This window comes from Chengkuizengella marina (assembly GCF_009910845.1).
Classification (GTDB): Bacteria; Bacillota; Bacilli; order Paenibacillales; family KCTC-33759; genus Chengkuizengella; species Chengkuizengella marina.
Genome location: NZ_SIJB01000024.1, coordinates 33,782 through 58,376 on the forward strand (window position 1 = coordinate 33,782; position 24,595 = coordinate 58,376).

Annotated in this window: 24 protein-coding genes, 1 other RNA gene and 1 other annotated feature; of the genes, 21 read left to right on the forward strand and 4 right to left on the reverse strand. The window is 32.8% G+C overall.

The genetic code is table 11. The features are described from left to right. Positions 1 to 8: 8 nt before the first annotated feature. From recO to rnpB, 9 genes are all read left to right on the forward strand, one after another. Positions 9 to 779: a DNA repair protein RecO gene (gene recO / locus ERL59_RS10550; RefSeq protein WP_160646185.1), complete on the forward strand. Its 771-nt coding sequence runs from the start codon at positions 9 to 11 to the stop codon at positions 777 to 779. Between the two features lie 86 nt (positions 780 to 865). Beyond that, positions 866 to 1,043, forward strand: a binding site (T-box leader). Between the two features lie 119 nt (positions 1,044 to 1,162). Next, on the forward strand, positions 1,163 to 2,053 hold the full coding sequence (gene glyQ, locus ERL59_RS10555; RefSeq protein ID WP_160646186.1) for a glycine--tRNA ligase subunit alpha: 891 nt from the start codon (positions 1,163 to 1,165) through the stop codon (positions 2,051 to 2,053). Further along, positions 2,046 to 4,121 carry a glycine--tRNA ligase subunit beta gene (gene glyS / locus ERL59_RS10560; RefSeq protein ID WP_160646187.1) on the forward strand — a complete coding sequence of 692 codons (2,076 nt, stop codon included), beginning with the start codon at positions 2,046 to 2,048 and terminating at the stop codon, positions 4,119 to 4,121. Before glyQ ends, glyS begins: the two co-directional genes overlap by 8 nt. 137 nt (positions 4,122 to 4,258) lie before the next feature. Then, positions 4,259 to 4,714 (forward strand): YaiI/YqxD family protein, encoded by a 456-nt coding sequence (locus tag ERL59_RS10565; protein ID WP_160646271.1) that lies wholly within the window; start codon positions 4,259 to 4,261, stop codon positions 4,712 to 4,714. Between the two features lie 47 nt (positions 4,715 to 4,761). After that, positions 4,762 to 6,588 (forward strand): DNA primase, encoded by a 1,827-nt coding sequence (gene dnaG, locus ERL59_RS10570; RefSeq protein ID WP_160646188.1) that lies wholly within the window; start codon positions 4,762 to 4,764, stop codon positions 6,586 to 6,588. A gap of 33 nt (positions 6,589 to 6,621) precedes the next feature. Then, positions 6,622 to 7,746, forward strand: a complete 1,125-nt coding sequence (rpoD, locus tag ERL59_RS10575; protein WP_160646189.1) for an RNA polymerase sigma factor RpoD — start codon at positions 6,622 to 6,624, stop codon at positions 7,744 to 7,746. A gap of 216 nt (positions 7,747 to 7,962) precedes the next feature. Further along, positions 7,963 to 8,727: a tRNA (adenine(22)-N(1))-methyltransferase gene (locus ERL59_RS10580; protein ID WP_160646190.1), complete on the forward strand. Its 765-nt coding sequence runs from the start codon at positions 7,963 to 7,965 to the stop codon at positions 8,725 to 8,727. After that, positions 8,703 to 9,818, forward strand: a complete 1,116-nt coding sequence (locus ERL59_RS10585) for a Nif3-like dinuclear metal center hexameric protein (RefSeq protein ID WP_160646191.1) — start codon at positions 8,703 to 8,705, stop codon at positions 9,816 to 9,818. The genes ERL59_RS10580 and ERL59_RS10585 overlap by 25 nt, the downstream gene beginning before the upstream one ends. 132 nt (positions 9,819 to 9,950) lie before the next feature. Next, positions 9,951 to 10,359, forward strand: an RNA gene (gene rnpB, locus ERL59_RS10590) — RNase P RNA component class A. 78 nt (positions 10,360 to 10,437) lie between these two features. On the opposite strand, the gene ERL59_RS10595 is transcribed toward rnpB, so the two are convergent. Further along, positions 10,438 to 12,297, reverse strand: a complete 1,860-nt coding sequence (locus ERL59_RS10595; protein WP_160646192.1) for a S8 family peptidase — start codon at positions 12,295 to 12,297, stop codon at positions 10,438 to 10,440. A gap of 187 nt (positions 12,298 to 12,484) precedes the next feature. On the opposite strand from ERL59_RS10595, the gene ERL59_RS10600 reads away from it, so the two are divergent. The 5 genes from ERL59_RS10600 to thiI all read left to right on the forward strand — a co-directional run bounded on the left by ERL59_RS10600 (position 12,485) and on the right by thiI (position 16,297). Continuing rightward, positions 12,485 to 12,985, forward strand: coding sequence for a YpuI family protein (locus tag ERL59_RS10600; RefSeq protein WP_160646193.1), 501 nt, complete (start codon positions 12,485 to 12,487; stop codon positions 12,983 to 12,985). A 168-nt stretch (positions 12,986 to 13,153) separates the two neighbouring features. Then, complete coding sequence (locus ERL59_RS10605; RefSeq protein ID WP_160646194.1) at positions 13,154 to 13,363, forward strand: DUF1540 domain-containing protein; 210 nt, start codon at positions 13,154 to 13,156, stop codon at positions 13,361 to 13,363. 26 nt (positions 13,364 to 13,389) lie between these two features. Continuing rightward, a complete protein-coding gene (locus tag ERL59_RS10610) occupies positions 13,390 to 13,779 on the forward strand; it encodes a DUF4190 domain-containing protein (protein ID WP_160646195.1) in 390 nt (129 codons plus the stop codon). A 152-nt stretch (positions 13,780 to 13,931) separates the two neighbouring features. Beyond that, positions 13,932 to 15,080 (forward strand): cysteine desulfurase family protein, encoded by a 1,149-nt coding sequence (locus ERL59_RS10615; protein WP_201763534.1) that lies wholly within the window; start codon positions 13,932 to 13,934, stop codon positions 15,078 to 15,080. A gap of 14 nt (positions 15,081 to 15,094) precedes the next feature. Next, positions 15,095 to 16,297, forward strand: a complete 1,203-nt coding sequence (gene thiI, locus ERL59_RS10620) for a tRNA uracil 4-sulfurtransferase ThiI (RefSeq protein WP_160646196.1) — start codon at positions 15,095 to 15,097, stop codon at positions 16,295 to 16,297. Here thiI and ERL59_RS10625 read toward each other — a convergent pair. Continuing rightward, positions 16,289 to 16,981 carry a TerC family protein gene (locus tag ERL59_RS10625; RefSeq protein WP_160646197.1) on the reverse strand — a complete coding sequence of 231 codons (693 nt, stop codon included), beginning with the start codon at positions 16,979 to 16,981 and terminating at the stop codon, positions 16,289 to 16,291. The two genes, thiI and ERL59_RS10625, sit on opposite strands and share 9 nt — an antisense overlap. 281 nt (positions 16,982 to 17,262) lie before the next feature. On the opposite strand from ERL59_RS10625, the gene ERL59_RS10630 reads away from it, so the two are divergent. The 6 genes from ERL59_RS10630 to ERL59_RS10655 all read left to right on the forward strand — a co-directional run bounded on the left by ERL59_RS10630 (position 17,263) and on the right by ERL59_RS10655 (position 21,839). Beyond that, a complete protein-coding gene (locus tag ERL59_RS10630) occupies positions 17,263 to 17,910 on the forward strand; it encodes a TerC family protein (RefSeq protein WP_160646198.1) in 648 nt (215 codons plus the stop codon). Between the two features lie 285 nt (positions 17,911 to 18,195). Beyond that, complete coding sequence (locus tag ERL59_RS10635) at positions 18,196 to 18,669, forward strand: hypothetical protein (RefSeq protein ID WP_160646199.1); 474 nt, start codon at positions 18,196 to 18,198, stop codon at positions 18,667 to 18,669. 151 nt (positions 18,670 to 18,820) lie between these two features. Next, positions 18,821 to 20,662 carry a translational GTPase TypA gene (gene typA / locus ERL59_RS10640; protein WP_160646200.1) on the forward strand — a complete coding sequence of 614 codons (1,842 nt, stop codon included), beginning with the start codon at positions 18,821 to 18,823 and terminating at the stop codon, positions 20,660 to 20,662. Between the two features lie 32 nt (positions 20,663 to 20,694). Then, complete coding sequence (locus ERL59_RS10645) at positions 20,695 to 21,009, forward strand: YlaH-like family protein (RefSeq protein ID WP_160646201.1); 315 nt, start codon at positions 20,695 to 20,697, stop codon at positions 21,007 to 21,009. Between the two features lie 29 nt (positions 21,010 to 21,038). Then, positions 21,039 to 21,314 carry a hypothetical protein gene (locus ERL59_RS10650; protein ID WP_160646202.1) on the forward strand — a complete coding sequence of 92 codons (276 nt, stop codon included), beginning with the start codon at positions 21,039 to 21,041 and terminating at the stop codon, positions 21,312 to 21,314. Between the two features lie 72 nt (positions 21,315 to 21,386). Further along, positions 21,387 to 21,839: a pyridoxamine 5'-phosphate oxidase family protein gene (locus ERL59_RS10655; protein ID WP_160646203.1), complete on the forward strand. Its 453-nt coding sequence runs from the start codon at positions 21,387 to 21,389 to the stop codon at positions 21,837 to 21,839. Positions 21,840 to 21,936: 97 nt separating this feature from the next. On the opposite strand, the gene ERL59_RS10660 is transcribed toward ERL59_RS10655, so the two are convergent. Next, positions 21,937 to 22,482, reverse strand: a complete 546-nt coding sequence (locus ERL59_RS10660) for a YhcN/YlaJ family sporulation lipoprotein (protein WP_160646204.1) — start codon at positions 22,480 to 22,482, stop codon at positions 21,937 to 21,939. Between the two features lie 149 nt (positions 22,483 to 22,631). Between ERL59_RS10660 and ERL59_RS10665 the strand changes: the two genes are divergently transcribed. Next, complete coding sequence (locus tag ERL59_RS10665; protein WP_160646205.1) at positions 22,632 to 23,960, forward strand: PhoH family protein; 1,329 nt, start codon at positions 22,632 to 22,634, stop codon at positions 23,958 to 23,960. 110 nt (positions 23,961 to 24,070) lie between these two features. On the opposite strand, the gene ERL59_RS10670 is transcribed toward ERL59_RS10665, so the two are convergent. Further along, on the reverse strand, positions 24,071 to 24,550 hold the full coding sequence (locus ERL59_RS10670) for a hypothetical protein (protein WP_160646206.1): 480 nt from the start codon (positions 24,548 to 24,550) through the stop codon (positions 24,071 to 24,073). Between the last annotated feature and the right edge of the window lie 45 nt (positions 24,551 to 24,595).

A 24,595-nucleotide genomic window follows, 5' to 3' on the forward strand; every position in this document is an offset into this window, starting at 1 on the left:
GAAGAAAGATGTTATATAAAGTTGAAGGTATTGTCATCCGTACAGTTGATTATGGTGAAGGCAACAAAATTATTGTTATATACACAAAAGAAATGGGGAAACAGAGTATTATGGCTAGAGGGGCGAAAAAATTAAAAAGTCGCCTTTCTAGCATTACTCAGCTATTTACTTACGCTGAGTATACATACTATAAAAAAGGAAAAATGGGGACGCTGAATGATGGGGAAGCCATAAGATCCTTTCATGATTTAAATTTGGACATATTTAAATCTACATATGCTGCTTATCTTGTTGAATTAGTTGATCGCATGATGGATGAACACGAGGGTAGTTCTTATATTTTTGAGCAATTATTAGCTTCTTTGGAATTTATAGAGGAAGGAAAAGACCCACAAATCATCACTCATATATTTGAGATGAAAATGCTTGAACTAGCAGGTTATTCTCCAGTTTTAATAGAGTGCATAGCCTGTGGTGATCAATTAGGTGACAGTTCTTTTTTTTCAGTTACTCTCGGAGGTACACTTTGTTATAAATGTAAATCTAAAGAGCAAAATGTAAAAAAAATAAATATTAGATCTTTAAAGTTACTCCGATTGTTTCAAGAGATGAATATAAGAAGGCTGGGGAAAATAAATATCTCAGATCCAATTAAAAATGAAGTGAAATTGTTGATGCGTGACTTTATGGATACACATGTAAATATTAATTGGAAGTCTAGATATGTGATGGACCAAATAAACAAAACTACTTCAAATCATTTAGAACAAAAAAAGTAAAGAAAAGTCAATAGGTGAGGGAAACATCATAATTTGACTTTTAATTTATGCCGTAATATACTAATAATTAAATGTTTTTTAACTTAATAGATACAAAGAAGGAAAGAAGTAACCAAAATGGTTTGTATAGCGAGTCAGGGATGGTGGAAGCCTGATCAAAGTGTTTGGTGAACGGCGTTCTGGAGTATCTTATAATAAAGTGGGTAGTTGTAGTGAATGAACTATCAATTAGGGTGGAACCGCGGGTATCATCTCGTCCCTATGTCAATTTATTGACATAGGGATTTTTTTGTTTATTCTCACTAAAATGAAGAAAAATGAATTGATACTTTCATTTGTGAACTAATTTTAATGTTGTTCAATTAAGAAGGAGAGTGGTTTTGTTGAATTTTCAAAATATGATTTTAACGCTACAACAATTTTGGTCTGAGCAAAATTGTATTATTGTTCAACCTTATGATGTTGAGAAAGGTGCAGGAACTTTAAATCCTATGACATTTTTGCGTAGTATTGGACCAGAACCCTGGAACGTGGCATACGTTGAGCCGTCTAGAAGACCTGCAGATGGTCGATACGGTGAGAATCCAAACCGTTTATATCAGCATCATCAATACCAAGTTATTATGAAACCTTCTCCTGACAACATTCAAGAAATTTATTTAAAAAGCTTAAAAAAGTTAGGAATTCATGCTGAAGATCATGATATTCGTTTTGTTGAAGATAATTGGGAACACCCTGCTTTAGGAGCATGGGGGTTAGGTTGGGAAGTTTGGTTAGATGGAATGGAAATCACACAATTTACATATTTTCAGCAAGTAGGCGGGATTGATATGAACCCTGTTGCAGTGGAAATTACGTATGGGTTAGAACGTCTTGCATCCAATATTCAAGATAAAGAAAACGTGTTTGATTTAGAATGGGTTAAAGGCGTGAAGTATGGAGATGTTTTTCTTCAACCTGAGTATGAGCACTCGAAATATACATTTGAAATATCAGATACTAAAATGTTATTTACTCTATTTAATATGTATGAAGAGGAAGCTAAAAAGTCATTGGAGCAAAATTTAGTTTTTCCTGCTTATGATTATGTTTTGAAATGTTCACACACATTTAACCTGCTTGACGCAAGAGGAGCTATCAGTGTAACAGAACGTACAGGTTATATTACAAGGGTAAGGAATTTATCAAGATTATGTGCATCAACCTATTTACAAGAAAGGGAACGCTTAGGATTTCCACTTTTAAAGGATGAAGGGGTGAGCAGCAATGAATAAGGATCTATTGATTGAAATTGGAATGGAAGAGATTCCTTCCAGATTTATTCGTGATGCTGTTAATTTACTAGAGAAAAAAATAAAGGAATGGTTAACCGAGTCTAGAATTGAATTTTCAAGTACTAAAATTTACGCTACTCCACGTCGATTAGCTGTCATTGTTAATGATGTATCACCAAAACAATCAGACCTTAGAAGTGAAGTGAAGGGACCTTCAAAAAAAATTGCTCAAAACGATCAAGGTGAATGGAGTAAAGCTGCATTAGGTTTTGCTAGAAGCCAAGGAGTTGAGCCATCAAGTTTGTTTTTTAAAGAGTTAAATGGTGTAGAGTATGTCTATGCTGTTAAAAATGAGATAGGTATTGAAACAAAAAATATATTATCTGAGGGCATCAGTAAGATTATTACTTCAATGGTTTATCCTAAAAATATGCGTTGGGGAAAGTATGATTTAAAATACGTTCGCCCCATTCGATGGCTTGTTACTCTATATGGTGATCAAATAATTCCAATGGAAATCACTGAAGTACATGCTGGTAGAAAGTCAAGAGGACACCGTTTTCTAGGAGGAGATGTAAACATAAATCTACCATCTACGTATATATCACAATTAAAAGCGGAATATGTATACGCAGATATAGAGGAGAGACAGAAGCTGATTGTTGAACAAATTGAAGCATTAGCTCAAGATAAAAACTGGCTAATATCTGTTAAAGAAGACTTATTAGAAGAAGTGCTTTTTTTAGTTGAATACCCAACTGTGCTTTTTGGATCGTTTCAACCTGAATATTTAGAAATACCTCAGGAAGTATTAATTACATCAATGAGAGAACATCAGCGTTATTTTCCTGTTTTTGATAAAAATAAAAAATTATTACCACATTTTGTAACAGTTAGAAATGGAGATAAGAAGTCTTTAGATGTAGTAGCAAGAGGTAATGAAAAAGTATTAAAAGCAAGACTAGCAGATGCAAGATTTTTTTATCAAGAAGATCAAAACTTTCCAATTGAGAAAGCTTTAGCTAAATTAGAGAAAATTGTATACCATGAAGAACTGGGTACGGTTGGAGATAAAGTGAGAAGAATCCGTTTAATATCGGATCAAATTTCTAAGTATTTATCTACAGATGATAAAGTGAACGAGCAAGTGACAAGAGCTTCTACTATTTGTAAATTTGATCTTGTAACCCAGATGGTTTATGAATTTCCAGAACTACAAGGGGTAATGGGGGAAGATTATGCACTAAAGGCTGGAGAAGATCCAGTTGTATCAAGAGCTATTTTTGAGCATTATCAACCTAGATTTTCTGGTGATTCATCACCTAAATCCATGGTTGGTGCAATTATAAGTATTGCAGATAAAATGGATAGTATTATCGGTTGTTTTTCTATTGGTATAATTCCTACTGGTTCTCAAGATCCATATGCGTTGCGTAGAAGCGCAGCCGGGATAGTTCAGATCATATTGGATCATGATATAAATCTCAATTTATCTAATTTATTTGAAATTTGTATTGAAGTATACGAAGAGAATAATCTCTTAAAAACGGAAATTTCAGATCTTCGTTCAAAATTTTTGGAATTTTTCTCATTAAGAATTAAAAATGTACTTACAGATATGAATTTAAGATATGATGTGATTGATGCTGTAATGGAAACTGACATTAACAATATTCCATCTGTTATAAGACGAGGCAAAGCATTGATGGATTTTGTAGAACAGAGTAATATTAAACTCATTATAGAATCCTTTAATCGTGTAAATAATTTAGCTTCAAAAGCAGATAACAAAATAATTAAACAAGAGTATTTTGAAGAAATAGTAGAGATAGAACTATTTAACATGTGGGAACAAATGCATCCTTCACTTATAGAAAAATTAGATGCATCATTAGAATTTGAAGCACTAGAAATGTTAAAACAATTGCAAGCTCCAATAACTGCTTTTTTTGAAAAAGTCATGGTAATGAGTGAAAACGAAAAATTAAGAAGAAATCGATTAGCTCTACTAGCTAATATATCTTCTGATATTATTAAAATTGCTGATTTTCAAAAAATCGTTTTATAAAATGAAACCATCATAGTATCTATATATGTGAAATAAAAACAAGGATAACATTGTATGTCACAAATAGAGGATTTTCTATTTATTTCTCGTATATAATAAACTTAAAAGCGATTTTAAATAGAAATTGGTGATTAACAATTAATAATATTTGTATTTATGTTGATGCTGATGCGTGTCCTGTGAAAAACGAAATAATCAAACTTGGTAAGTTATTTGGAATAAAGATTGTGATGGTTGCTTCTTTCGATCATTCATTAAAAAGTGAAGAAGGAGTGGAGAATATTCAGGTTGACCGTTCTGATCAATCAGCAGACTTATACATTTCAAATCATATTTCTGCAAATGATATTCTAATTACACATGATTTTGGTTTAGCATCTATCTGCTTGGGAAAAGGAGTTAAAGTAGTCTCACCACGTGGTAAATTTTATTCTATCCAGTCTATTGATTTTTTATTGGAAAACAGACATGAAAGTGCTAAAAAGAGAAGAAATGGTCAATACGGCAAAGGGCCAAAACCATTTACAAGAGAGGATCGAAATATTTTTCTACAAACAATGACAAAATTTTTAAAAGATTTGCAGGAGATTTAATCTAAGTATCGAAATATAAATTGTTAATAATAGGTGAAGGTGGTTAAGTGTCAAATTTTGGTATTCCTGATGAAATTATTGAAACCGTCTTAAAACAGAATGATATTGTAGATGTAATTAGTAAGTATGTCCAATTATCAAAGCAAGGAAAAAATCTAAAAGGACTTTGTCCGTTTCATTCTGAAAAAACGCCTTCATTTACAGTTTCACCCGATAAACAAATTTTCAATTGCTTTGGTTGTGGAATTGGTGGTAATGTAGTTAAATTCATGATGGAAATTGAAAATTATTCTTTTCCAGAGGCAATTCAACAATTGTGTGAAGATGCAGGCATTACTTTTCAATGGCACAATCAGAACGAGCATCCAGAAGAGCAAAAAGATAAGTCTGATTTACTAAGAGCACATGAGTTATCTCAAACTTTGTTTCATTATATATTAAAAAATACTGCACATGGAAAAATTGCTTTAGAATACTTGAACAATAGAGGTTTCTCATTAAAACTTATGAATCAATTTCAAATCGGTTATGCCCCATCGATGCGAAATACCTTGACTGAGTTTTTGCATAAAAGAGATTTTTTACTACCCTTGATGGAACAAGGTGGACTTTTGTCTAAAGCGGGTCAGCAGCAGTATGTAGATAGATTTCGGGATCGTATCATTTTTCCTATTACAAATGCAAGAGGTAAAGTCATCGCCTTTGCAGGGAGAGCTTTAGGGGATGGTCAACCAAAATATTTAAATTCACCCGAAACCATTCTATTTAATAAGAGTAAAACATTGTATAACTTTTATCAGGCAAAAACAGAAATTAGACGAACTGGGCGTATTGTTTTATTTGAAGGGTATGCAGATGTGATCAAAGCGTGGAGCGCAGGTGTATTGAATGGAGTAGCAACAATGGGAACTGCTGTTACAGGCGAACATGCAACCACATTAAAGCGATATGCTGATCAAATTATTTTGTGTTTTGATGGAGATGAAGCGGGTCAAACAGCAGCCATAAAAAATCTATCGATATTAGAAAAAATGAAATTTCAAGTTTATGTTGCTATGCTTCCTGACCAAATGGATCCTGATGAATATATTACAGCTCATGGTTCAGATCGTTTTAAGAAAGAAATTGTTGACAATGCTGTTACTGCTACAAAGTATAAAATGTTGTACTTAAGAAAAGAATTTAGGCTAAATGATGCAAATGAAAGATTACGTTATATTCGGTCCACTTTAAAAATAATAGCAGAACTTGAATCACCCACTGAAAGAGAACATTATTTAAAAGAAATAACAAATGATTTTGATTATTCATTTGAATCTTTAAAACAAGAAATGTTTGAGATCAGACAGGAAGCAGAAAAAAAACGCTTTAAAGGGGATAATAACGTAAATCGGTGGAATAATGTAATGAATGGAAGAGGCAAGGAGGTTGTCCCTTCACTATTACCTGCTTTTCATAATGCGGAAAAGAATTTATTAGCCATTATGATGCATAGTCGAGACATAACGACTTATGTAGAAAACGAGATAGGTGATCAGTTTAATGTTGAAGTTCATGGAGCTATAGCAGCTTATTTATATGCATTTTTTGCTCAACATGAAAAACCTGACATTAGTAAATTCTTAACAATGCTGCGAAACGATGAACTGGAAAATGTAGCTAGCTCAATTTCACTAATAGGCGATCATCATGCTACAAATTCTAAAGTTATTGATGATTACATTAAACAAATCAAAAAAAATTCACAAAAGCATATTATAAAACAAAAGAGAATAGAGAGAGATGAAGCAGAACGAGCAGGAAATTATATACGGGCTGCAGAAATAGGAAAAGAGATTATAACCCTAGAGAGAAACCATAAATTAAAAGGCTAAAAGAGCAATCTAGGGAGGAGGGAGTTGGATCAAATGACGAACGATCAACGAACTCAAATTGACGATACTGAATTAAGCTTGGATCAAGTGAAAGAACAGTTAATTGATTTGGGTAAAAAACGTTCATCACTTACTTATAAAGTTATTATGGAGAAATTATCTCCATTTGACCAAGAACCAGAACAAATTGATGATTTTTTCGAACATTTATCTGAATTAGGTATTGAAATTGCAAATGAATCTGACGAGAATATATCTGCTTCTGCTTCAGGAGCGAATCAACAAGATGATTTTACATTGGATGATGACTTATCATTACCGCCAGGAATAAAAATTAATGACCCAGTTCGTATGTACCTAAAAGAAATAGGACGTGTACCATTATTATCTGCTGAAGAAGAAGTGAATTTAGCTATTCGAATTGAAGAAGGTGATGAGGAAGCCAAAAAAAGATTAGCTGAGGCAAACCTTCGACTTGTTGTTAGCATTGCTAAAAGATACGTTGGTCGTGGAATGTTATTCTTGGATTTAATTCAAGAAGGGAATATGGGTTTGATTAAAGCTGTTGAAAAATTTGATCATACAAAAGGTTATAAATTTAGTACTTATGCAACTTGGTGGATCCGTCAAGCCATAACACGTGCAATTGCGGATCAAGCTAGAACGATTCGAATACCTGTACATATGGTTGAAACGATTAATAAGTTAATACGTGTTTCACGCCAGTTGCTACAAGATTTAGGTCGTGAGCCTGCACCAGAAGAAATTGCTAAAGAAATGGAATTAAGTACAGATAAAGTACGTGAGATTATGAAAATTGCACAGGAACCGGTCTCCTTAGAAACACCTATTGGGGAAGAAGATGATTCACACCTTGGCGACTTTATTGAGGATCAAGAAGCATTAGCGCCTTCTGATGCTGCAGCGTATGAGTTACTGAAGGAACAGTTAGAAGATGTTCTTGACACATTAACAGAACGTGAAGAAAATGTATTACGCTTAAGATTTGGATTGGATGATGGTCGTACAAGAACTTTAGAAGAAGTTGGAAAAGTGTTTGGAGTTACTCGTGAACGTATTAGACAAATTGAAGCCAAAGCCCTAAGAAAACTTAGACATCCAAGCCGAAGTAAAAGATTAAAGGATTTTCTTGAATAATTTATGTGTTTTATAAGACCTTTCTGCTTGCAGTGAGGTCTTTTGTTTGCACTTAAGAACGATAAAACTTTGATGTGAATATATAGCATTCACAACTTTTCGTTCATATTTAGTTTAACTCTTTTCCATTTTTATTGCAAATTTTTAAAAAAATGTTTTTTTATAATTTTATTTCTAGAAAAGATAAAAGATTGAAAAAAAGATGGAGTTGTCCCTATGATAATATTATCTCAAAGACTAAAAAAAATAGCAGATAAAATACTGCCTAATAGTAAATTAGCAGATATTGGTTCAGATCATGCTTTATTACCTACTTACTTAGCACAGAAAAATCGAATCCAATGGGCAGTAGCGGGTGAGGTTAATAAAGGTCCTTATGAAGCTGCAAAAAAACAAGTTGAAAGTTCAAATTTACAAGACATGATAAAAGTAAGGTTAGGCAATGGATTAGAAGTACTTGATAAAGAGGAAGTAGATACGATTGTGATTGCAGGAATGGGTGGAGGATTGATTGCAAATATCTTAAATCAACCTTTTGATTATACTGGTGTAAATCGATTAGTTTTACAGCCAAATGTAGCAGAAGATAAGGTAAGGCGCTGGTGTATAGATCATAACTGGCATTTAATTGAGGAAGATATTTTGGAAGAGGATCGTAAGATTTATGAAATTTTAGTGGCAGAGAGAAGTGAAGATGCTTACAGGTATAATCAACAAATATTCTCCGACGAAATGTATAAAATGGATTGTCATATTCAGCTCACACGAAAATTAAAAATACTAATGGGACCACATTTGCTAAATAACGCGTCTCTTGTTTTTATAAAAAAATGGAATATGGAAATTGCAAAAAGAGAAAAGGTAATTGAACAATTATCACAATCAAATTTACATGATGCAGTTAAAAAGAAACGTGTATTCTCAGAAGAAGTTGATCAATTAAAGGAGGTACTTAAATGTTTGCAAAAGGACAAACAATAACTCAAATCTTAGAGCAATGGACACCTAAATATTATGCGGTTCCTGATGATAAGATTGGTTTGCAACTGGGAACTTTAAATAAAATTATAAAAAATGTGATGGTAACTTTGGATGTAACAGAACAAGTTGTTGAGGAAGCAATTGAAAAAGATATTCAATTGATTATTGCCCATCATCCTATTATTTTTAAATCATTAAAACATATTCAAACAGATCTACCTGCAGGGAAAATTTATGAAAAATGCATCAAAAACGATATTGCTGTGTATATAGCCCATACGAATCTAGACGTTGCAGAAGGCGGTATTAATGATATGATGGCAAATGAATTGGAATTAACCAGCCTCTCACCTCTTGAAGAAGTGCATACTGAAAAATTAAGTAAACTAGTTGTTTTTGTGCCGGAAGAAGCACATCACAATGTATTGGAAGCTATATTTGCTGCTGGTGGAGGATGGATAGGTGAATACAGTCATTGCAGCTTTAATATTAAGGGACAGGGTACATTTTTAGCACAAGATAATACAGACCCTTATGTAGGAGAAAAAGGGAAACTAACAAAAGTAAATGAAATTCGTATTGAGACTATTGTACCTCAAAATATTCAGAGAAAAGTAGTACAAGCTATGCTTAAAGCACACCCTTATGAGGAAGTTGCCTATGATTTATATCCCATGGATTTAAAAGGAAAGTCCTTTGGTTTAGGTAGGATAGGACGTTTACCTGAAAAGAAAACATTAGCTGAATTAGTATCTACTGTAAAAGAAAAATTTGAAGTACCTATGGTAAGAATTGTCGGAGATTTAAATAAGCCAATAAGTAAGGTAGCTGTTCTGGGGGGATCAGGAAGTAGATACGTACAACAAGCAAAATATGCTGGTGCTGATGTTTTAATTACTGGAGATATCGATTTTCATACAGCTCAAGATGCTTTAGCAGATGGCTTATCTATTATAGATCCTGGACATCATGCTGAAAAAATAATGATCAAACATGTTTCTGATTATTTGCTTGCAGAATTGGCTACAAAAAAAATAAGTACCAATATAATTCAATCAAACACAAATACTGAACCATTCATATTTTTATAAATAGATGCAAGAAATTCAATAAAAAAGGATAAAATTATTAATAAATTTTAGAATGTAAAAAATTTCTATAATTTCAAAAATCAAGTGCTTGTTATTTGTCAATTCAATCTGTTATACTTATCTTCGTGACGGAAAGTTTGACGAACAATCGCTGGAGATGAGATATTCTCTAGAGGAAAGTCCGGGCTCCATAGGGCAGGGTGCTGGATAACGTCCAGTCAGCGCGAGTTGAAGGATAGTGCCACAGAAATGGACCGCCGATGGCATACATTGTATGCACAGGTAAGGGTGGAACCGTGGTGTAAGAGACCACGAGGATTTATGGTGACATATTTCCTGGTAAACCCCACTTGGAGCAAGACCTAATGAAATGCAGTGATAGGATAATCACAACCTTAGCCCGAGGTGCATTTAGGTTGGTCGCTTGAGCTGTATAGCAATATACAGCCTAGATAGATGATTGTTACTTCATTGGTGGGAGGGTTGACCCCCATTAATACCACTGGAAGGCACAGAACCCGGCTTATGGCAAACTTTCCAATATTAGGTCGTTAAAAGGGAGTGGATTAATCCACTCCCTTATTTTTTTATTTTAAAAATTTATAAATTTTTCCAGTACTTACCTTACTGTAGAAGGAGTTTTATTAGGATAAAGTGACTCAATTAACCTTTGAAACCAAGATTTTTTCTTATTTACTTGTACTGATTGATTTCCACCTGCATTTTCTAATGCATTTTCTACATGAATTAATCCGAATCCGTAATAACTATCTTTTCCAGCATCACCTAAATCTACAGCGGTATTTCTAATTATCTCCATTACTTCTACATTTTTTAAAGTTGGGTTTAATGAGCGAATCATAGCTGCTAATGCAGACACATGTGGGCTAGCCATAGAGGTACCGGATAATGCAGCATATTGATTATCAGGATATGTGCTTGCGATACTAACACCTGGTGCCATTACATCTAAATAATCGCCATAATTTGAAAAATTAGCCTTATTTGATGATTCATCTGTTGCTGATACAGCAATCACTTCCGGATATGCAGCTGGATAGCCTGGTTGATTCGTATTATCGTTTCCTGTAGCAGCAATCAACACAACATCTTTATCATAAGCATATTTTATTGCATCATGGAGAAACTGAGTCTCTGCATAATTACCTAGACTCATATTAATTACTTTCGCTCCTTGATCAGTTGCCCATATAACACCTTGAGCTACTGCATAAGTACTACCAGCTCCGGTTGAATCAAGTACTTTAATTGGCATAATTTTATTATACCAGCTCATTCCTGCAATTCCTTCAGAATTATCTACAGTGGCAGATATAATCCCTGCAACGTGTGTTCCGTGTCCAACATCATCCAAAGGTTGTGTCTCTTCTTCTACGAAATTAGCGCCTTCTAATAATTTACCTTGTAAATCAGGATGTTTTATATCTACACCAGTATCTATAACTGCTACGGTAATTTGATCACTCCCTTTACTTAAATCCCAGCCTTTTAAAGTATCAATATTAGGGAGATTCCACTGATAAGGATCATATAGAACATCGTTAGGTTCATTTTCTGTTGATCTTTGAGTTGTTTCATTGGTCATATATAAATAATGCGGTTCTGTATATTCCACATTCCATTTGTTAAAATAACTCATCATTTGTTCTGCGTCCAAAGTACTTGAGCTAAATACATAAGTATATCCTAACTTTTTCATAGAAGTAGCCTGAATATCAGATTGAATTTGTCTTAAGTCTGATTGTGTAGGTTGGTTTTTAAATTTGACTACGATTTCTTTCAAGTGATAGTGGCTTGTTCCCACATTTTCTTCAGGGTGATCTACTTTAACATCTTGAAGTGTATTGGAATCTACGGATTTTATACCGTATCTTTTATCACTTGGATATGGAACTATTCTTAAATTTTTTCTTTGCTCGATGGCTATCTGATTTAGAAAATCTTGTTTAATGACTCCAAATAATGCTGAATTTTTTTCTTTAGATGGTATTGCTAAAACAAAATACTTATTTTTGCCAACTTGAAATGTTTCAGACTGAAAAAGTTTATTCTCTTTTATAACTTTTTTTCCTTCACTGATTAATGGTAATACTTTATTTTTCAAATTTTCATTTAGATTACCTATTTTTACTGTTTTACCTGTTTTGCTTTGATCCATCCAAATAACTTGAACCACATTGGAATGATTTTCTTTCATCTTAGATAAGATTTCTTTTTTATCTTTAAAGTTATTATTCAAGTTTTTCAAACTTTGAGTGAAATGCCTTGTGCATTGGATGCGACATAGCTCATTTGTTTTGCTAACATCTTGATTCATTAATGCTTCTTTTATTTGTATTTCTGAACTTTTATTCATCTGTATCATATTTTCATCATTTTTTTGATCACCAACTGGAAATATTAACAACCCAATTACTGTTAAAATGAAAACAGGAAATGCAATTTTAGCAAATTTCATATGAAACCCTCCTAAAATATATTGAAAGTTTATTGATGTAGGTATAGAATATCTTTAGATTCTAAAAAAAACAGTTCTTTTATTCATTTTCATTTACATGAATTACATGAAAAGCTATGCTATCTATGGTACGATTGAAATGTAGTCATTTATAGGATGGTTGTCACTTTAAGGAGGATCTATTTTTATGACTAAAGACAATGTAAAAAATTTATGTGAAATTACAAAAGAAAAATTAAAGGGAGTAATTGATCAAACAGAAGATTTTTTAAATCATCATTCACTAGATCAACTAAATAAAGACAATGATCATGAAATGAAACAGTTTTATCGAGACATATTATCTGACCTTAGACATCTATTAGTGTTTTCAGAAGTTTCCTATGAAAAAATTGGAATATGCTTACGAAGACCTAATTTTAACTTAGATTTCTCCGAAAAGGTTTTGTTTGATGTTTACCATAAGTGTATAACCTCATTTTTCTATCCTAAGTATGAATGTTATGCAGAGGATGGCAGATATGCATATACAGGTCAAGATGCAATTCGATTTAGAAAAAAACCAACAAGAGAATTGAGAGATCTTATACTTGGGTTATCTAAAACATTTGAGGAATTACGTGATGATCTTGCATTTTATGAAACAGATTACATGACCGAGAAAAAATTACAAGGTAAAAGTGTATAAAAAATAAAAAAATATTACAAACCATCCTACCATAAAGGATGGTTTTTTTTCTTTTTCTCTAGAATTTTCTTGTTTGGGAACATCCATATTTAATGTAATTTTTTATGGGTAAATTTATTAAGTATAGATCATCATCAATACGGAAAAATAATAATGGGGGTGATTATAATGCCGCAAGTAAAATGCAGCGTGGCAAATTGTCAATATTGGGCAGCAGGTAATAACTGTAATGCAGATCAAATTAATATTGAAGTAGATGAACATGCAAATATGAATTTTAATGAAGAGTTCGCAGGGGAAAATTTTAATTCTAATCATCAGGATAGAGCTTCTAAGGAATCAAATACGTGTTGTCACACATTTAAAAAGAAGTCGTAACATTTTCCTGTTGAAAGGAGGTAGACATGAACAGAGAAAACAAAAACATGGACACTGAAAATAATAATAAACGAAATCAAATCGACAATAATCTAAATAATGAATCAACTGATGAAGAATATGCTGCAGAGTATGCTCCTTTTAATGTAGCTAATTACAATAATGGGGAACGCAGTGAAACTATTCAATCTGATGTTGAAGAGGCAAGAGATGTAGGTGCTAACACAACATTAGGAATTATATCACTTGTATTTGCACTTGCATCATGGTTTATTTATCCCTTGATTTTAGGTCCAGCAGCAGCAGTATTTGGTTTTGTTGCATGGTATCAAGGGAGTCGCACTTTAGGCGGTTGGGCCATTGCACTGGGAGTTATTGCTTTTTTAGCTTATATGGTATTACCTTTGTACACCTAGGCTACAAAAAAACAAACCCTTATCATGGGTTTGTTTTTTTGTCCCGAAAAAGTAATCGGATTAATCTTCAAAGAATGACTTCACTTTTTTGGGTGTATTAGTGTAAAATCGTTGAAGGAGTGAAATCATGTGTTTTAAAGGGGTATATAAAAATGTATTATTTTGACCACTCTGCAACAACACCTCCATTTAATGAGGTGACAGATACTGTTGTTGAGGTTATGAAAAATTATTATGGTAATCCATCTTCACTTCATCAATTAGGTATAGATGCAGAACAGTTATTGAAAAGGGCCAGAAATGTAATTTCAGAATCTTTAGGTGTAAATGGGGAACAGCTTATATTTACATCCGGTGGGACTGAGAGCAATAACATGGCAATTAAAGGGGTGGCATTACAATATCAAAATAGAGGGAAGCACTTAATTACGACAGAAATTGAACATGCCTCCGTGTATGAAAGTTTTAAACAACTTGAAAAAGCCGGTTATCATGTAACTTATTTACCTGTTGATCAAACGGGTCAAGTCTCAATAGAAGATTTAGAACATGCTCTAACTGATGAAACAATCTTAGTGAGTATCATGCATGTAAATAATGAGGTCGGAAGAATACAACCCATTAAAAAAATGGCTAGTTTATTAAAAAAACGTAAACGTATTATTTTCCATGTTGATGCGATTCAAAGTGTTGGTAAAATACCTATACATCCAGAAGATTGGGGAATAGATTTAATGAGTGTTTCTGCTCATAAGTTAAATGGTCCTAAAGGAGTGGGGGTATTATACTATAGGGATGGAATCAAATTGTATCCTTTATTGACAGGCGGTGGACAAGAAGCGGGATATCGTTCTGGAACTGAAAATGTTCCATTGATTGTAGGTATGGCTAAAGCAATAAGAATTTCAATGGATAAGCAGACGATTAATTTAGAGCATTTATACCGTTTAAGAAAAAAATTAACGGACTTTATCATTCAAATTCCAGAACTACACCTAAATGGTTCAACTAATCCTGAACATATGGCACCTCATATCGTACATTTTTCATTTACAGGAATGAAATCTGAAGTGATTGTCCATGCATTAGAAAAAAAAGGTATTTATGTATCAACACGTTCTGCTTGTGCTTCTGGGGAAAGTAAAGCAAGTCGAGTATTAAGTGCTATGGGAGTATCTGAACATAATGCAAATAGTGGCATACGAATTAGTATGTCTGCTCAACAGACCACTCAAGATATTAATATATTGTGTAAACAGTTAAAACAAGTTGTGCATGATTATAAAGGGTTTATAAAATAGGGGGATACAATAAAATGAAGCCAGATTATATATTACTGCGTATGGGAGAACTTACACTCAAAGGTAGAAATCGAAATGTGTTTGAGAATAGAGTTCTTACTCATATTAGAGATTTTTTGAAATCATATCCTAATATACAAATTATAAAAAACTATGGTAGAGTATATATTCAATTAAATGGAGAGCCATTTGAAGGCATTTCACAGCAACTAAAAAAAATTTTTGGACTAGTATCTTTTAGTCCAGTGAAAAAAGTAGACACAGAGCTTACAGCAATGAGAAAAGTAAGTTTAGAATTAATGAATAACATGGTACCAAAGCCAACTACTTTTAAAGTTAATGTTCGTAGAACCTATAAACAGTATCCGCATGACTCTCAAGAACTTAATCACTTAATAGGAGGTTATGTGTTACATCATACCCCAGGATTAAAAGTAAATGTGCATAAACCAGATGTGATTTTAAAAGTAGAAGTGAGAGAAGAAGGAACTTTTATTTATTCTGAGACAATATCTGGACTCGGTGGTTTTCCTCTAGGAAGTAGCGGAAAATCCATGTTGATGTTATCTGGGGGGATTGATAGTCCTGTTGCAGGTTACTTAGCTATGAGACGGGGTATGAAATTAGAGGCAGTCCACTTTCATAGTGCTCCATTTACTAGTGAACGTGCAAAACAAAAAGTGCTTGATTTAGCAAAGCAGTTAACGAACTACTCTGGAAAAATCAAAGTGCATATTGTACCATTTACTGACATTCAAACACAGTTAAATGAACATGCTAGAAAGAATTTAATTATTACATTCATGAGAAGAGCGATGCTTAGAATTACAGAAAAACTAGCTGAGAAAAATGATAATCTGGGTATCATTACTGGGGATAACTTAGGTCAGGTGGCAAGTCAAACTTTATCTAGCTTGAATGTAATTGGGCGAGCGACTGGAATGCCCATTTTGCGCCCATTAATTACGATGGATAAAAATGAAATCATTAAAATTGCAAAAGATATTAATACATTTGAGACTTCCATACTTCCCTATGAAGATTGCTGTACTATATTTCTACCTAAAAATCCAGCTACAAATCCAAATTTAGGATTAGTGGAGAGGATGGAGAAATCGATGGAATGGCTTCCGCAATATATTGAAAATGCAGTGGAAAAAACGGAAACCATCATCGTTTCTAATCAAAAAGAAGAAAGATTAAGTCATTTATTTTGAGCCTTTTAACTGGGCTCTCTTTTTTTCTTTACTTACGTTAACTAACTTACCTATGGCAATTACACCGATAACGATTGCAGCAACAATGGTCCACTTTAGAATAGCATTGTTTTCAAAATAGTGTATTAGCTGTGGTTCATCAGTTATCATTTTTGCTGCTGTGTAAGCTAAAATACCAGACCCGAAGTAAATGATTATTGGAAATCGATCAATTAATTTGATAAATAAGGTACTGCCCCATACAATAATTGGGATACTAATGATTAATCCCAATACAACGAGAATAAAGTCTCCTTCTGCTGCTCCTGCCACAGCGATCACATTATCAAATCCCATCGATGCATCTGCAACTACAATGGTCCATACAGCTGCCCACATACTTTTTGCTGCATTCACATCATGATCACTGTCTTCAACCAGAAGTTTATATGCAATCCATATTAATAATAAGCCTCCAACGAGTAATAACCAAGGGATTTTTAGTAACCACACAACAAACACTGTTGCCACAACACGTATGCCTATAGCACCTGCAGTTCCTAAAATAATTACTTTTTTTTGTTGTTTTTGTGGTAAGTTTCTTGCAGCTAATCCAATAACGATTGCATTGTCACCAGCTAAAACTAAATCAATAAAAATAATGGTGATAAGTGCTGACATAAATTCAAATGTAAAAAAATCCATTCCATTACGCTCCTTCAGTTTTATTTCATCGTAAGAGTCAAAATAAAAAGACCCTTACCATGGTATTGGTAAAGGTCTTGCTAACAACATATTGTTGCCAACAAAGCCGGGGAAAATTTTCCCGAAATGACGACTTTGTTGTGATAGCTACTCCCCTAAACTCATTACAACTATTATAAATGAATGTTAATTTATTCGTCAAGAAAATCTAGGACAACTTTAATACATGAATCTCTTTTTATTGAATAAACATGTACAAACTGTAATAGGTGGTGTAATGAGTGGTAGAAAATATATTCATTATGATAGAAATCATTGTTATTAATATCGTATTAAGTGGAGACAATGCAATTGTCATTGCATTAGCAAGTAAAAACCTACCTCAAGAACAGCAAAAAAAAGCAGTTTGGTGGGGAGCCATGGGTGCAGTTTTTCTTCGTTTAGCTTTAACTGTAGGTGCAGTTTTTCTTCTCAATATTCCATATATACAGGCCATTGGATCAGGACTTTTGTTATACATTGCAATCGCTCTATTGATCAATGATAATGACCATTCTGTTAAAGAGGTTTTTTCACTTGGAGCAGCGATTTGGACCATTGTCGTTGCTGACTTTGTGATGAGTTTGGATAATGTGTTAGCAATAGCTGCAATTGCTCAAGACGATTATATATTGTTGTTTTTGGGAATCGGAATGAGCATTCCTTTAATCGTTTGGGGCAGCACGGTTTTTATGAAACTGTTAGAGAAATACACGATTTTTGTTTATCTTGGTGCAGGAATATTAGGATATACTGCTGGTGAAATGTTATTAAATGATCAAAAAGCAATTGAACTGCTAAGAGATGCTCATCATTCAATACATTGGTTTATTCCTGCGTTTTGTACGACTGTTGTATTGTTTGCGGGATTTTTATTTAAGAAAAGATAAAATATATATTTTTAAATGATAAATTTTACAAATAACATAGTCAATTATAAATACTTAACCAACCAACCTTTTACTTTAATTAATGAGGTTGGTTAGTTTAATGTGTAGGATATAGGTATTTAGGATTTAATACATTTAGAACGTTTAAAAGCAACTTTTCACCCAACATTTAGTATATAATCAGAAATGAATTGAAAAACATAAAAAATGGATGATATCAATCCCTTAATCGATTATTAGGTGCAAAAAATTAAAGAAATAAATTTGGGGAGGGAATATACAATAATGGGAAGGAATCGTGCAACGTTAGGTTTGTTGATTATAACAATAGGTATAATACTAATTTTATTCAAATTAAATACTTTTGATTTTGTTTTTGATTTCTCATGGCCGTTAATATTTATATTTGTTTCTATTGTATTTCATGTATTATTTTTCATAAGGACCTTTCCATCAGGTGTTCTAATTCCTGGTGGTATTCTAGGAACTTATGGATTGCTGTTTCTATTTCTGAATATAACGAATTGGGAATATTTACAGTATTTATGGCCCATATTCATTTTTGGTGTTGCGGTTGGCTTATTTGAATATTATTTCTTTAGTAGACAAAATCCAAAAGATGCACTTACAGCTGGATTTGTTTTAACAATTATATCCATTGTATTCATGGTATTTACTCTATTGTATACGATAGGAATTTACCTTTTAGCAGGTATTTTAATTCTCTTTGGAACTTGGATGATTTTTGGGAGAAGATGATTTAAAACATTGCTTTTTATTGTTTCACATAATATAATGTATTTAGCTTAAAGCGTCGGAATATGTCCGACGCTTATTTTATGAAAAAATAAACAATTTTTATGTTGAACTCATACAGATTGTTACTATACAGTGGAGGGAAAAAACAAACATGTTTAACAGAGAAATGATCAGAAATATTGCAATAATTGCGCATGTTGATCACGGGAAAACGACTTTAGTGGATAAATTATTACAGCAGTCTGGTGTTTTTCGTGAAAACGAAGCGATTCAAGATAGAATGATGGATTCTAATGATCTGGAAAGAGAACGTGGAATTACAATCCTTGCAAAAAATACTGCCATTGAATATAAAGATTATTTAATAAATATAGTAGATACACCAGGTCACTCTGATTTTGGTGGTGAAGTGGAACGAATTATGAAAATGGTTGATGGTGTTTTATTAGTTGTAGATGCATTTGAAGGATGTATGCCTCAGACTAAATTTGTACTCAAAAAAGCTTTGGAACAAAACTTAACACCTATTGTAGTTTTAAATAAAATTGATCGTCCAAATGCTCGTCCTGCAGAAGTGATTGACGAAGTTTTAGAGTTGTTTATTGAACTAGAAGCTTCAGATGAGCAGCTAGATTTTCCTGTAGTTTATGCTTCAGCATTACAAGGAACTTCAAGTTTAGATGCAGATAAACAAGAAGATAATATGCTTTCTATGTTTGAAACCATTACAGAGCATATACCTTCACCTAAAGAAAGTATTGAGGAACCTTTGCAATTTCTTGTTACTTTGATGGATTATAATGAATATTTAGGTCGAATTGGTGTAGGGCGTGTAAATCGAGGAAAAATTTCTCAAGGTCAAGTTGTTACTGTGATCAATAGAGAAGGTAAACATAAACAAGCACGTATTGAAAAATTATTTGGTTTCCAAGGGTTAAAACGAGTTGAGATTCAAGAAGCAGGTGCCGGTGATATTATTGCAATCGCTGGTATTAAGGATATCAACATTGGGGAAACGATTGCAGATTCGAATAATCCTGAAGCCCTTCCTGTGCTTAAAATTGATGAGCCAACCCTTCAAATGACATTTCTAGTAAATAACAGTCCTTTTGCAGGTAAAGAGGGCAAATATGTAACATCAAGTAAACTTCGCGAACGACTGTATAAAGAAATTGAAACGGATGTTAGTTTAAAAGTAGAAGATACTGATAGTCCAGATGCGTTCATCGTATCAGGAAGAGGAGAACTTCATTTAGGTATTCTGATCGAAAATATGCGAAGAGAAGGTTTTGAGTTGCAAGTTTCTAAACCTGAAGTCATCATTAAAGAAATTGATGGTGTAAAATGTGAACCAATGGAACATCTCTTAATTGACGTACCTGAGGAAAGTATGGGTGCTGTAATGGAGAGTCTGGGGACGCGTAAAGCTGAAATGCAGAATATGATCAATAATGGAAATGGACAGGTACGTCTTGAATTTATGATTCCAGCTAGAGGGTTAATTGGATATGGAACAGAGTTTTTAACAATGACTCGAGGATATGGAATTATGAATCACTCCTTTGAACGATATGCTCCTTATGCTGGTCAAGGGGTTGGTGGTAGACAAAAAGGTGTACTGGTATCAACAGAAACTGGAGTAAGTAAATTATATGGTATTTTGAATGTAGAGGATCGTGGAACTTTATTCTTAAAACCAGGTACAGAAATATATGAGGGCATGATTGTTGGTGAACATACAAGAGATAATGATATCGTTGTAAATATTTGCAAAGAAAAAGCATTAAACAATATTCGAACAGCAAATAAAGAAGAAACTGTTAAAATGAAAACACCACGTATTTTTTCATTAGAGGAAGCATTAGAATATCTGAATGAAGATGAGTATTGTGAAATCACACCAGAATCTATCCGTTTACGTAAAAAGATCTTAAATAAAAGTGAACGTGAGCGTGCCGAGAAGAATCGTAAACTAGCAAAAGCTAATGTTTGATGAATGATTTGTTATAGTAAGGAGGGGTTTAGATGTTTTTGTTAACAGCTGAACCAGTAGATATTCAGCCCATTGATTGGGGGGCATTTGTCCAAGATCATTGGTACAAATATATTATCATTTTTATATGTCTTATTTATGTATTTAACAAGGTGTTCAGAGTGAAAAAGTTGCCAATTTTAAAAGACTTGGTTATTTATTCAATCATTGCACTATTTTCATTTATTTTATTAATATTTGAAATTGATGTAGGATTACCTATTATTTTAAGTCTAATGATTGCAGTTGCACTCATGTTCATAGTTCGAATACGTTATTTTTTCGAAGATCGTAAAAATAGAAATTAAATGTTTTAAAAGATAGGAATGTTTAAATTATGAATTTACAGGACGCTTTTTTTAACTGGTTGCAAATGAAAGTAGTATATAAAGCACGTCCAAACGACGCCTCTGCTTTAAAAACATTAGAATTTTTTGAATCCATTCTTATAGAAGACCATCATCTGACAAACATTGATTTGTGTTTGTCAGATGATGAATTGATGTATCAAGTTACATATACTCAAAAAGGTGAAGATAAAACTAAAAAGTTTGATCGAGAAATAGTGGATCAACTATTAGAAGAAATTAATTCAAACCCCAAATATAATTAGTGATCTGGTTTGGTGAAATATCCTATGTTATAATTTACCTGAGATGTGATATATAGATAGGAGGGTTGGATAATGACAGATATGATGTCCGAATTAAATGAAACGATATTTTCTCAACTTCAAAAAGAAAAACTAGTTTTGTTACATACAGTTGATGATGAGTCGGGGACACCAACAAGCAGTGTGATTTCTTGGACTTACGCAATGGATCCAAAAACAGTACGATTTGCCGTTGATCAACGCTCTAGAATTGTAAATAACGTAAAAAACAATAAGCTTGTGTCTTTAACATCCTTCGTTTCTGCAACGGTATATGAAATTGCTGGCTCAGCTGAGATTATAACAGAAGAAATGGAAGAAGTACCATTTAAATTAGCTTGCATAGAGATAAAAATAAAAAGTGTAAGAGATGTGATGTTTTACGGAGCTCGCATTTCTACTGAACCTGAATATGAAAAAACTTATGATAAGAGGGCTGCAGAAAAGCTGGATAATCAAGTTTTTGAAGCAATTAAAAAGAGCTAAGTAAAAGGAGATTGGTCATTTAACCAATCTCCTTTTTTATTTAAGTATTATAAAGTCAACTTACTACATATATGTCTAATATTAGGTTACTCAACTTTTATTGATGGGAGTTAAGTTGATTATTATTCGTTTCATTCTTTGGTTTGTTCATTTGCCGATATTGTTGATTTTGTATTGCATTCTTTGGAAACTGTGGAATAACACGACCTACGATATCAGCTAATTCTTCAGCAAAACCAGAGATTGGTTTACCTTTCATGATATCGTTCCTAATTTCTTTAATTCTAACATTTAAATCCATGTCAGCTGTAATAACTGCATTTGCACCATAAGGATCTTTACTTAAAGCTTCTGCAACAGAGTATTTTACACTTCCAACTTTAGATCTCTCTAATGACCCATCAATATCTATACCTACAAGTGCTGTATCTCCAATGACTACTATATTTACTCCATTCACTTCTGGTATAGAAAGAGTTAGTGTTTCTAATCTTTTTGTCACCTCTGCATGATTCATATTTTTATTTTCTGATGAAGTTTGGAGTTCTTTGACAGTTTGTTTATCAGAATAATTTTCAGTTGATTGTTGATTGCAACCTAAAAGTATACACAATAAACTCAAAAACAAAAATAAAGTTCTCATAGCTATCTTCCCTTCAGTGAATTTTCATTTTACTTGTAATCCTTGGCAAGTAAAAGAGATTTTAAATGCTCTGATTTATATTTAGTTTGTCCTCTAGATTGTTATCTATGTATTTCCTACTTTGAACTCATTTAGCGGAGGAGATTTTTATGAAAAAGATATATGTGTTAGATACAAATGTTCTTTTACATGATCCAAATGCACTTTTTAACTTTTTAGAACATGATGTAATTGTTCCAGCTATTGTATTGGAGGAAATCGATTCTAAGAAAAGAAATGCAGATGAAATTGGAAGGAATGCTAGGTATGTATCGAGATTGTTAGATGGATTTAGAGAAAAAGGAAAACTTCAAGAAGGAATTTCATTAGAAAATGGTGGGCGACTAAAAGTAGAACTCAATCATCTTAGTTTTTTCAAAATGAAAAATACATTTGCTGAAATAACCAATGATAATCGTATATTGGCAGTAGCATTGAATTATAAATTAGAGGAGGAAGAAAAATCAAGTCCTAAATCTGTAGTATTAGTAAGCAAGGACACTCTTGTAAGAATAAAAGCAGATGTTTTGGGAATAAAAGCAGAGGATTATTTATCTGATCGGATTGAAAAAACAACGGATTATACAGGTTACAATACTTTGAATATACATCCTTCCATTATTGATGAGTTTTATACTTTCAGGAATATAACGATTGATCATTTAAAATTTAAACATAAATTAAATCCACATGAATTTGTCATATTAAAAGATGAGTTAGGGACTTCGAAATCAGCCCTTTTAAAAGTAGATGATCAAGTCAAAAAATTAGACGCTTTATATTTGAGTAATGATCCAATTTGGGGAATTGCTGCAAGAAATGTGCAACAAAGAATGGTTTTAGAGTTATTATTAAATGATGATATTCCGCTTGTAACTATTACAGGTAGAGCAGGTACGGGTAAAACTTTACTGGCACTTGCTTCCGGACTATTAAAAGTAGAAGATGAGAACAAATATAAAAAATTACTTATTGCAAGACCTGTTGTACCCATGGGTAAGGATTTAGGATATCTTCCAGGTGAGAAGGAAGAAAAATTACGACCTTGGATGCAACCTATTTATGATAATCTTGAATTCCTATTCAATACCAAAAAGTCAGGTGATTTAGATAAAATTTTAGCTGGATTAGGAAGTATTCAAGTTGAAGCATTAACCTATATACGAGGACGTTCAATTCCTAACCAGTTTATCATTATTGATGAAGCTCAAAATTTGTCTAAACATGAAGTGAAAACCATATTATCACGTGTAGGTGAGGGAAGCAAAATTGTTCTAATGGGTGATCCTGAACAGATTGATCATCCTTATTTGGATGCTTCTAGTAATGGTTTAACACATGTAGTTGAAAGATTTAAAAATGAAGCGGTTAGTGGACACATTACTCTAAAAAAAGGGGAAAGATCACATTTAGCTCAACTAGCTACAGATTTATTATAATTTTCAATATAAATTTGTCCTACCTCCAGAAATGATAAGTTGTAACTTATATTAGGCCAATTATGAATTAGTATCAGAAAGGGAGAATTTATCCCTTTCTGATATTTAATTTAGATGAATTTAATTTGACATTGATAAGCTTTTGAAATACCTAGTATTAATTCCTCTAGATGTTTTTCTACTGCATAGTACGTGATTTCATCTGAGTTGTACTCAGCTAACTTATGCTCTTCAATTTGATGAATGGCTTGACTAGTGCTAGATTCTTTATTTTCAGTAAAATAAAATATACTCGTTAGATTCTCGTATAAATAAGTATTTCCAAACTTACTAGTAAACCCAAAATCTGAGTAATGATTTGTTAGTTTTGCATCTTCTGGTAATAAATAAAGAGCACATGTTTCATAGTTGAGTTTAAATTGATTCATCACTTCAATAACAGATAGTAACTCATTTTTTGAGTTAACTATGAGAACTTCCTTATCTCTGTCAAATAAATTTGTTTTACTTGCTAATGATTTTACTACTTGAGCATAATAACCTGGTATTTTTCCCTCAGGTAAATTCATAATTACTGCATGTTTAATCATCACAATTTCTCCTTATTATGTAGGTTTCTTATGTATGATATCACT

Coding starts and splice junctions, on each gene's coding strand:
- thiI (WP_160646196.1), top strand. CDS start 15,095: ATGAAGCCAGATTATATATTACTGCGTATGGGAGAACTTACACTCAAA.
- ERL59_RS10610 (WP_160646195.1), top strand. CDS start 13,390: ATGAACAGAGAAAACAAAAACATGGACACTGAAAATAATAATAAACGA.
- ERL59_RS10650 (WP_160646202.1), top strand. CDS start 21,039: ATGAATTTACAGGACGCTTTTTTTAACTGGTTGCAAATGAAAGTAGTA.
- typA (WP_160646200.1), top strand. CDS start 18,821: ATGTTTAACAGAGAAATGATCAGAAATATTGCAATAATTGCGCATGTT.
- ERL59_RS10665 (WP_160646205.1), top strand. CDS start 22,632: ATGAAAAAGATATATGTGTTAGATACAAATGTTCTTTTACATGATCCA.
- ERL59_RS10625 (WP_160646197.1), bottom strand. CDS start 16,981: ATGGATTTTTTTACATTTGAATTTATGTCAGCACTTATCACCATTATT.
- ERL59_RS10655 (WP_160646203.1), top strand. CDS start 21,387: ATGACAGATATGATGTCCGAATTAAATGAAACGATATTTTCTCAACTT.
- glyS (WP_160646187.1), top strand. CDS start 2,046: ATGAATAAGGATCTATTGATTGAAATTGGAATGGAAGAGATTCCTTCC.
- ERL59_RS10580 (WP_160646190.1), top strand. CDS start 7,963: ATGATAATATTATCTCAAAGACTAAAAAAAATAGCAGATAAAATACTG.
- ERL59_RS10635 (WP_160646199.1), top strand. CDS start 18,196: ATGGGAAGGAATCGTGCAACGTTAGGTTTGTTGATTATAACAATAGGT.
- ERL59_RS10670 (WP_160646206.1), bottom strand. CDS start 24,550: ATGATTAAACATGCAGTAATTATGAATTTACCTGAGGGAAAAATACCA.
- ERL59_RS10645 (WP_160646201.1), top strand. CDS start 20,695: ATGTTTTTGTTAACAGCTGAACCAGTAGATATTCAGCCCATTGATTGG.
- recO (WP_160646185.1), top strand. CDS start 9: ATGTTATATAAAGTTGAAGGTATTGTCATCCGTACAGTTGATTATGGT.
- ERL59_RS10615 (WP_201763534.1), top strand. CDS start 13,932: ATGTATTATTTTGACCACTCTGCAACAACACCTCCATTTAATGAGGTG.
- ERL59_RS10585 (WP_160646191.1), top strand. CDS start 8,703: ATGTTTGCAAAAGGACAAACAATAACTCAAATCTTAGAGCAATGGACA.
- ERL59_RS10600 (WP_160646193.1), top strand. CDS start 12,485: ATGACTAAAGACAATGTAAAAAATTTATGTGAAATTACAAAAGAAAAA.
- ERL59_RS10660 (WP_160646204.1), bottom strand. CDS start 22,482: ATGAGAACTTTATTTTTGTTTTTGAGTTTATTGTGTATACTTTTAGGT.
- ERL59_RS10605 (WP_160646194.1), top strand. CDS start 13,154: ATGCCGCAAGTAAAATGCAGCGTGGCAAATTGTCAATATTGGGCAGCA.
- rpoD (WP_160646189.1), top strand. CDS start 6,622: ATGACGAACGATCAACGAACTCAAATTGACGATACTGAATTAAGCTTG.
- ERL59_RS10595 (WP_160646192.1), bottom strand. CDS start 12,297: ATGAAATTTGCTAAAATTGCATTTCCTGTTTTCATTTTAACAGTAATT.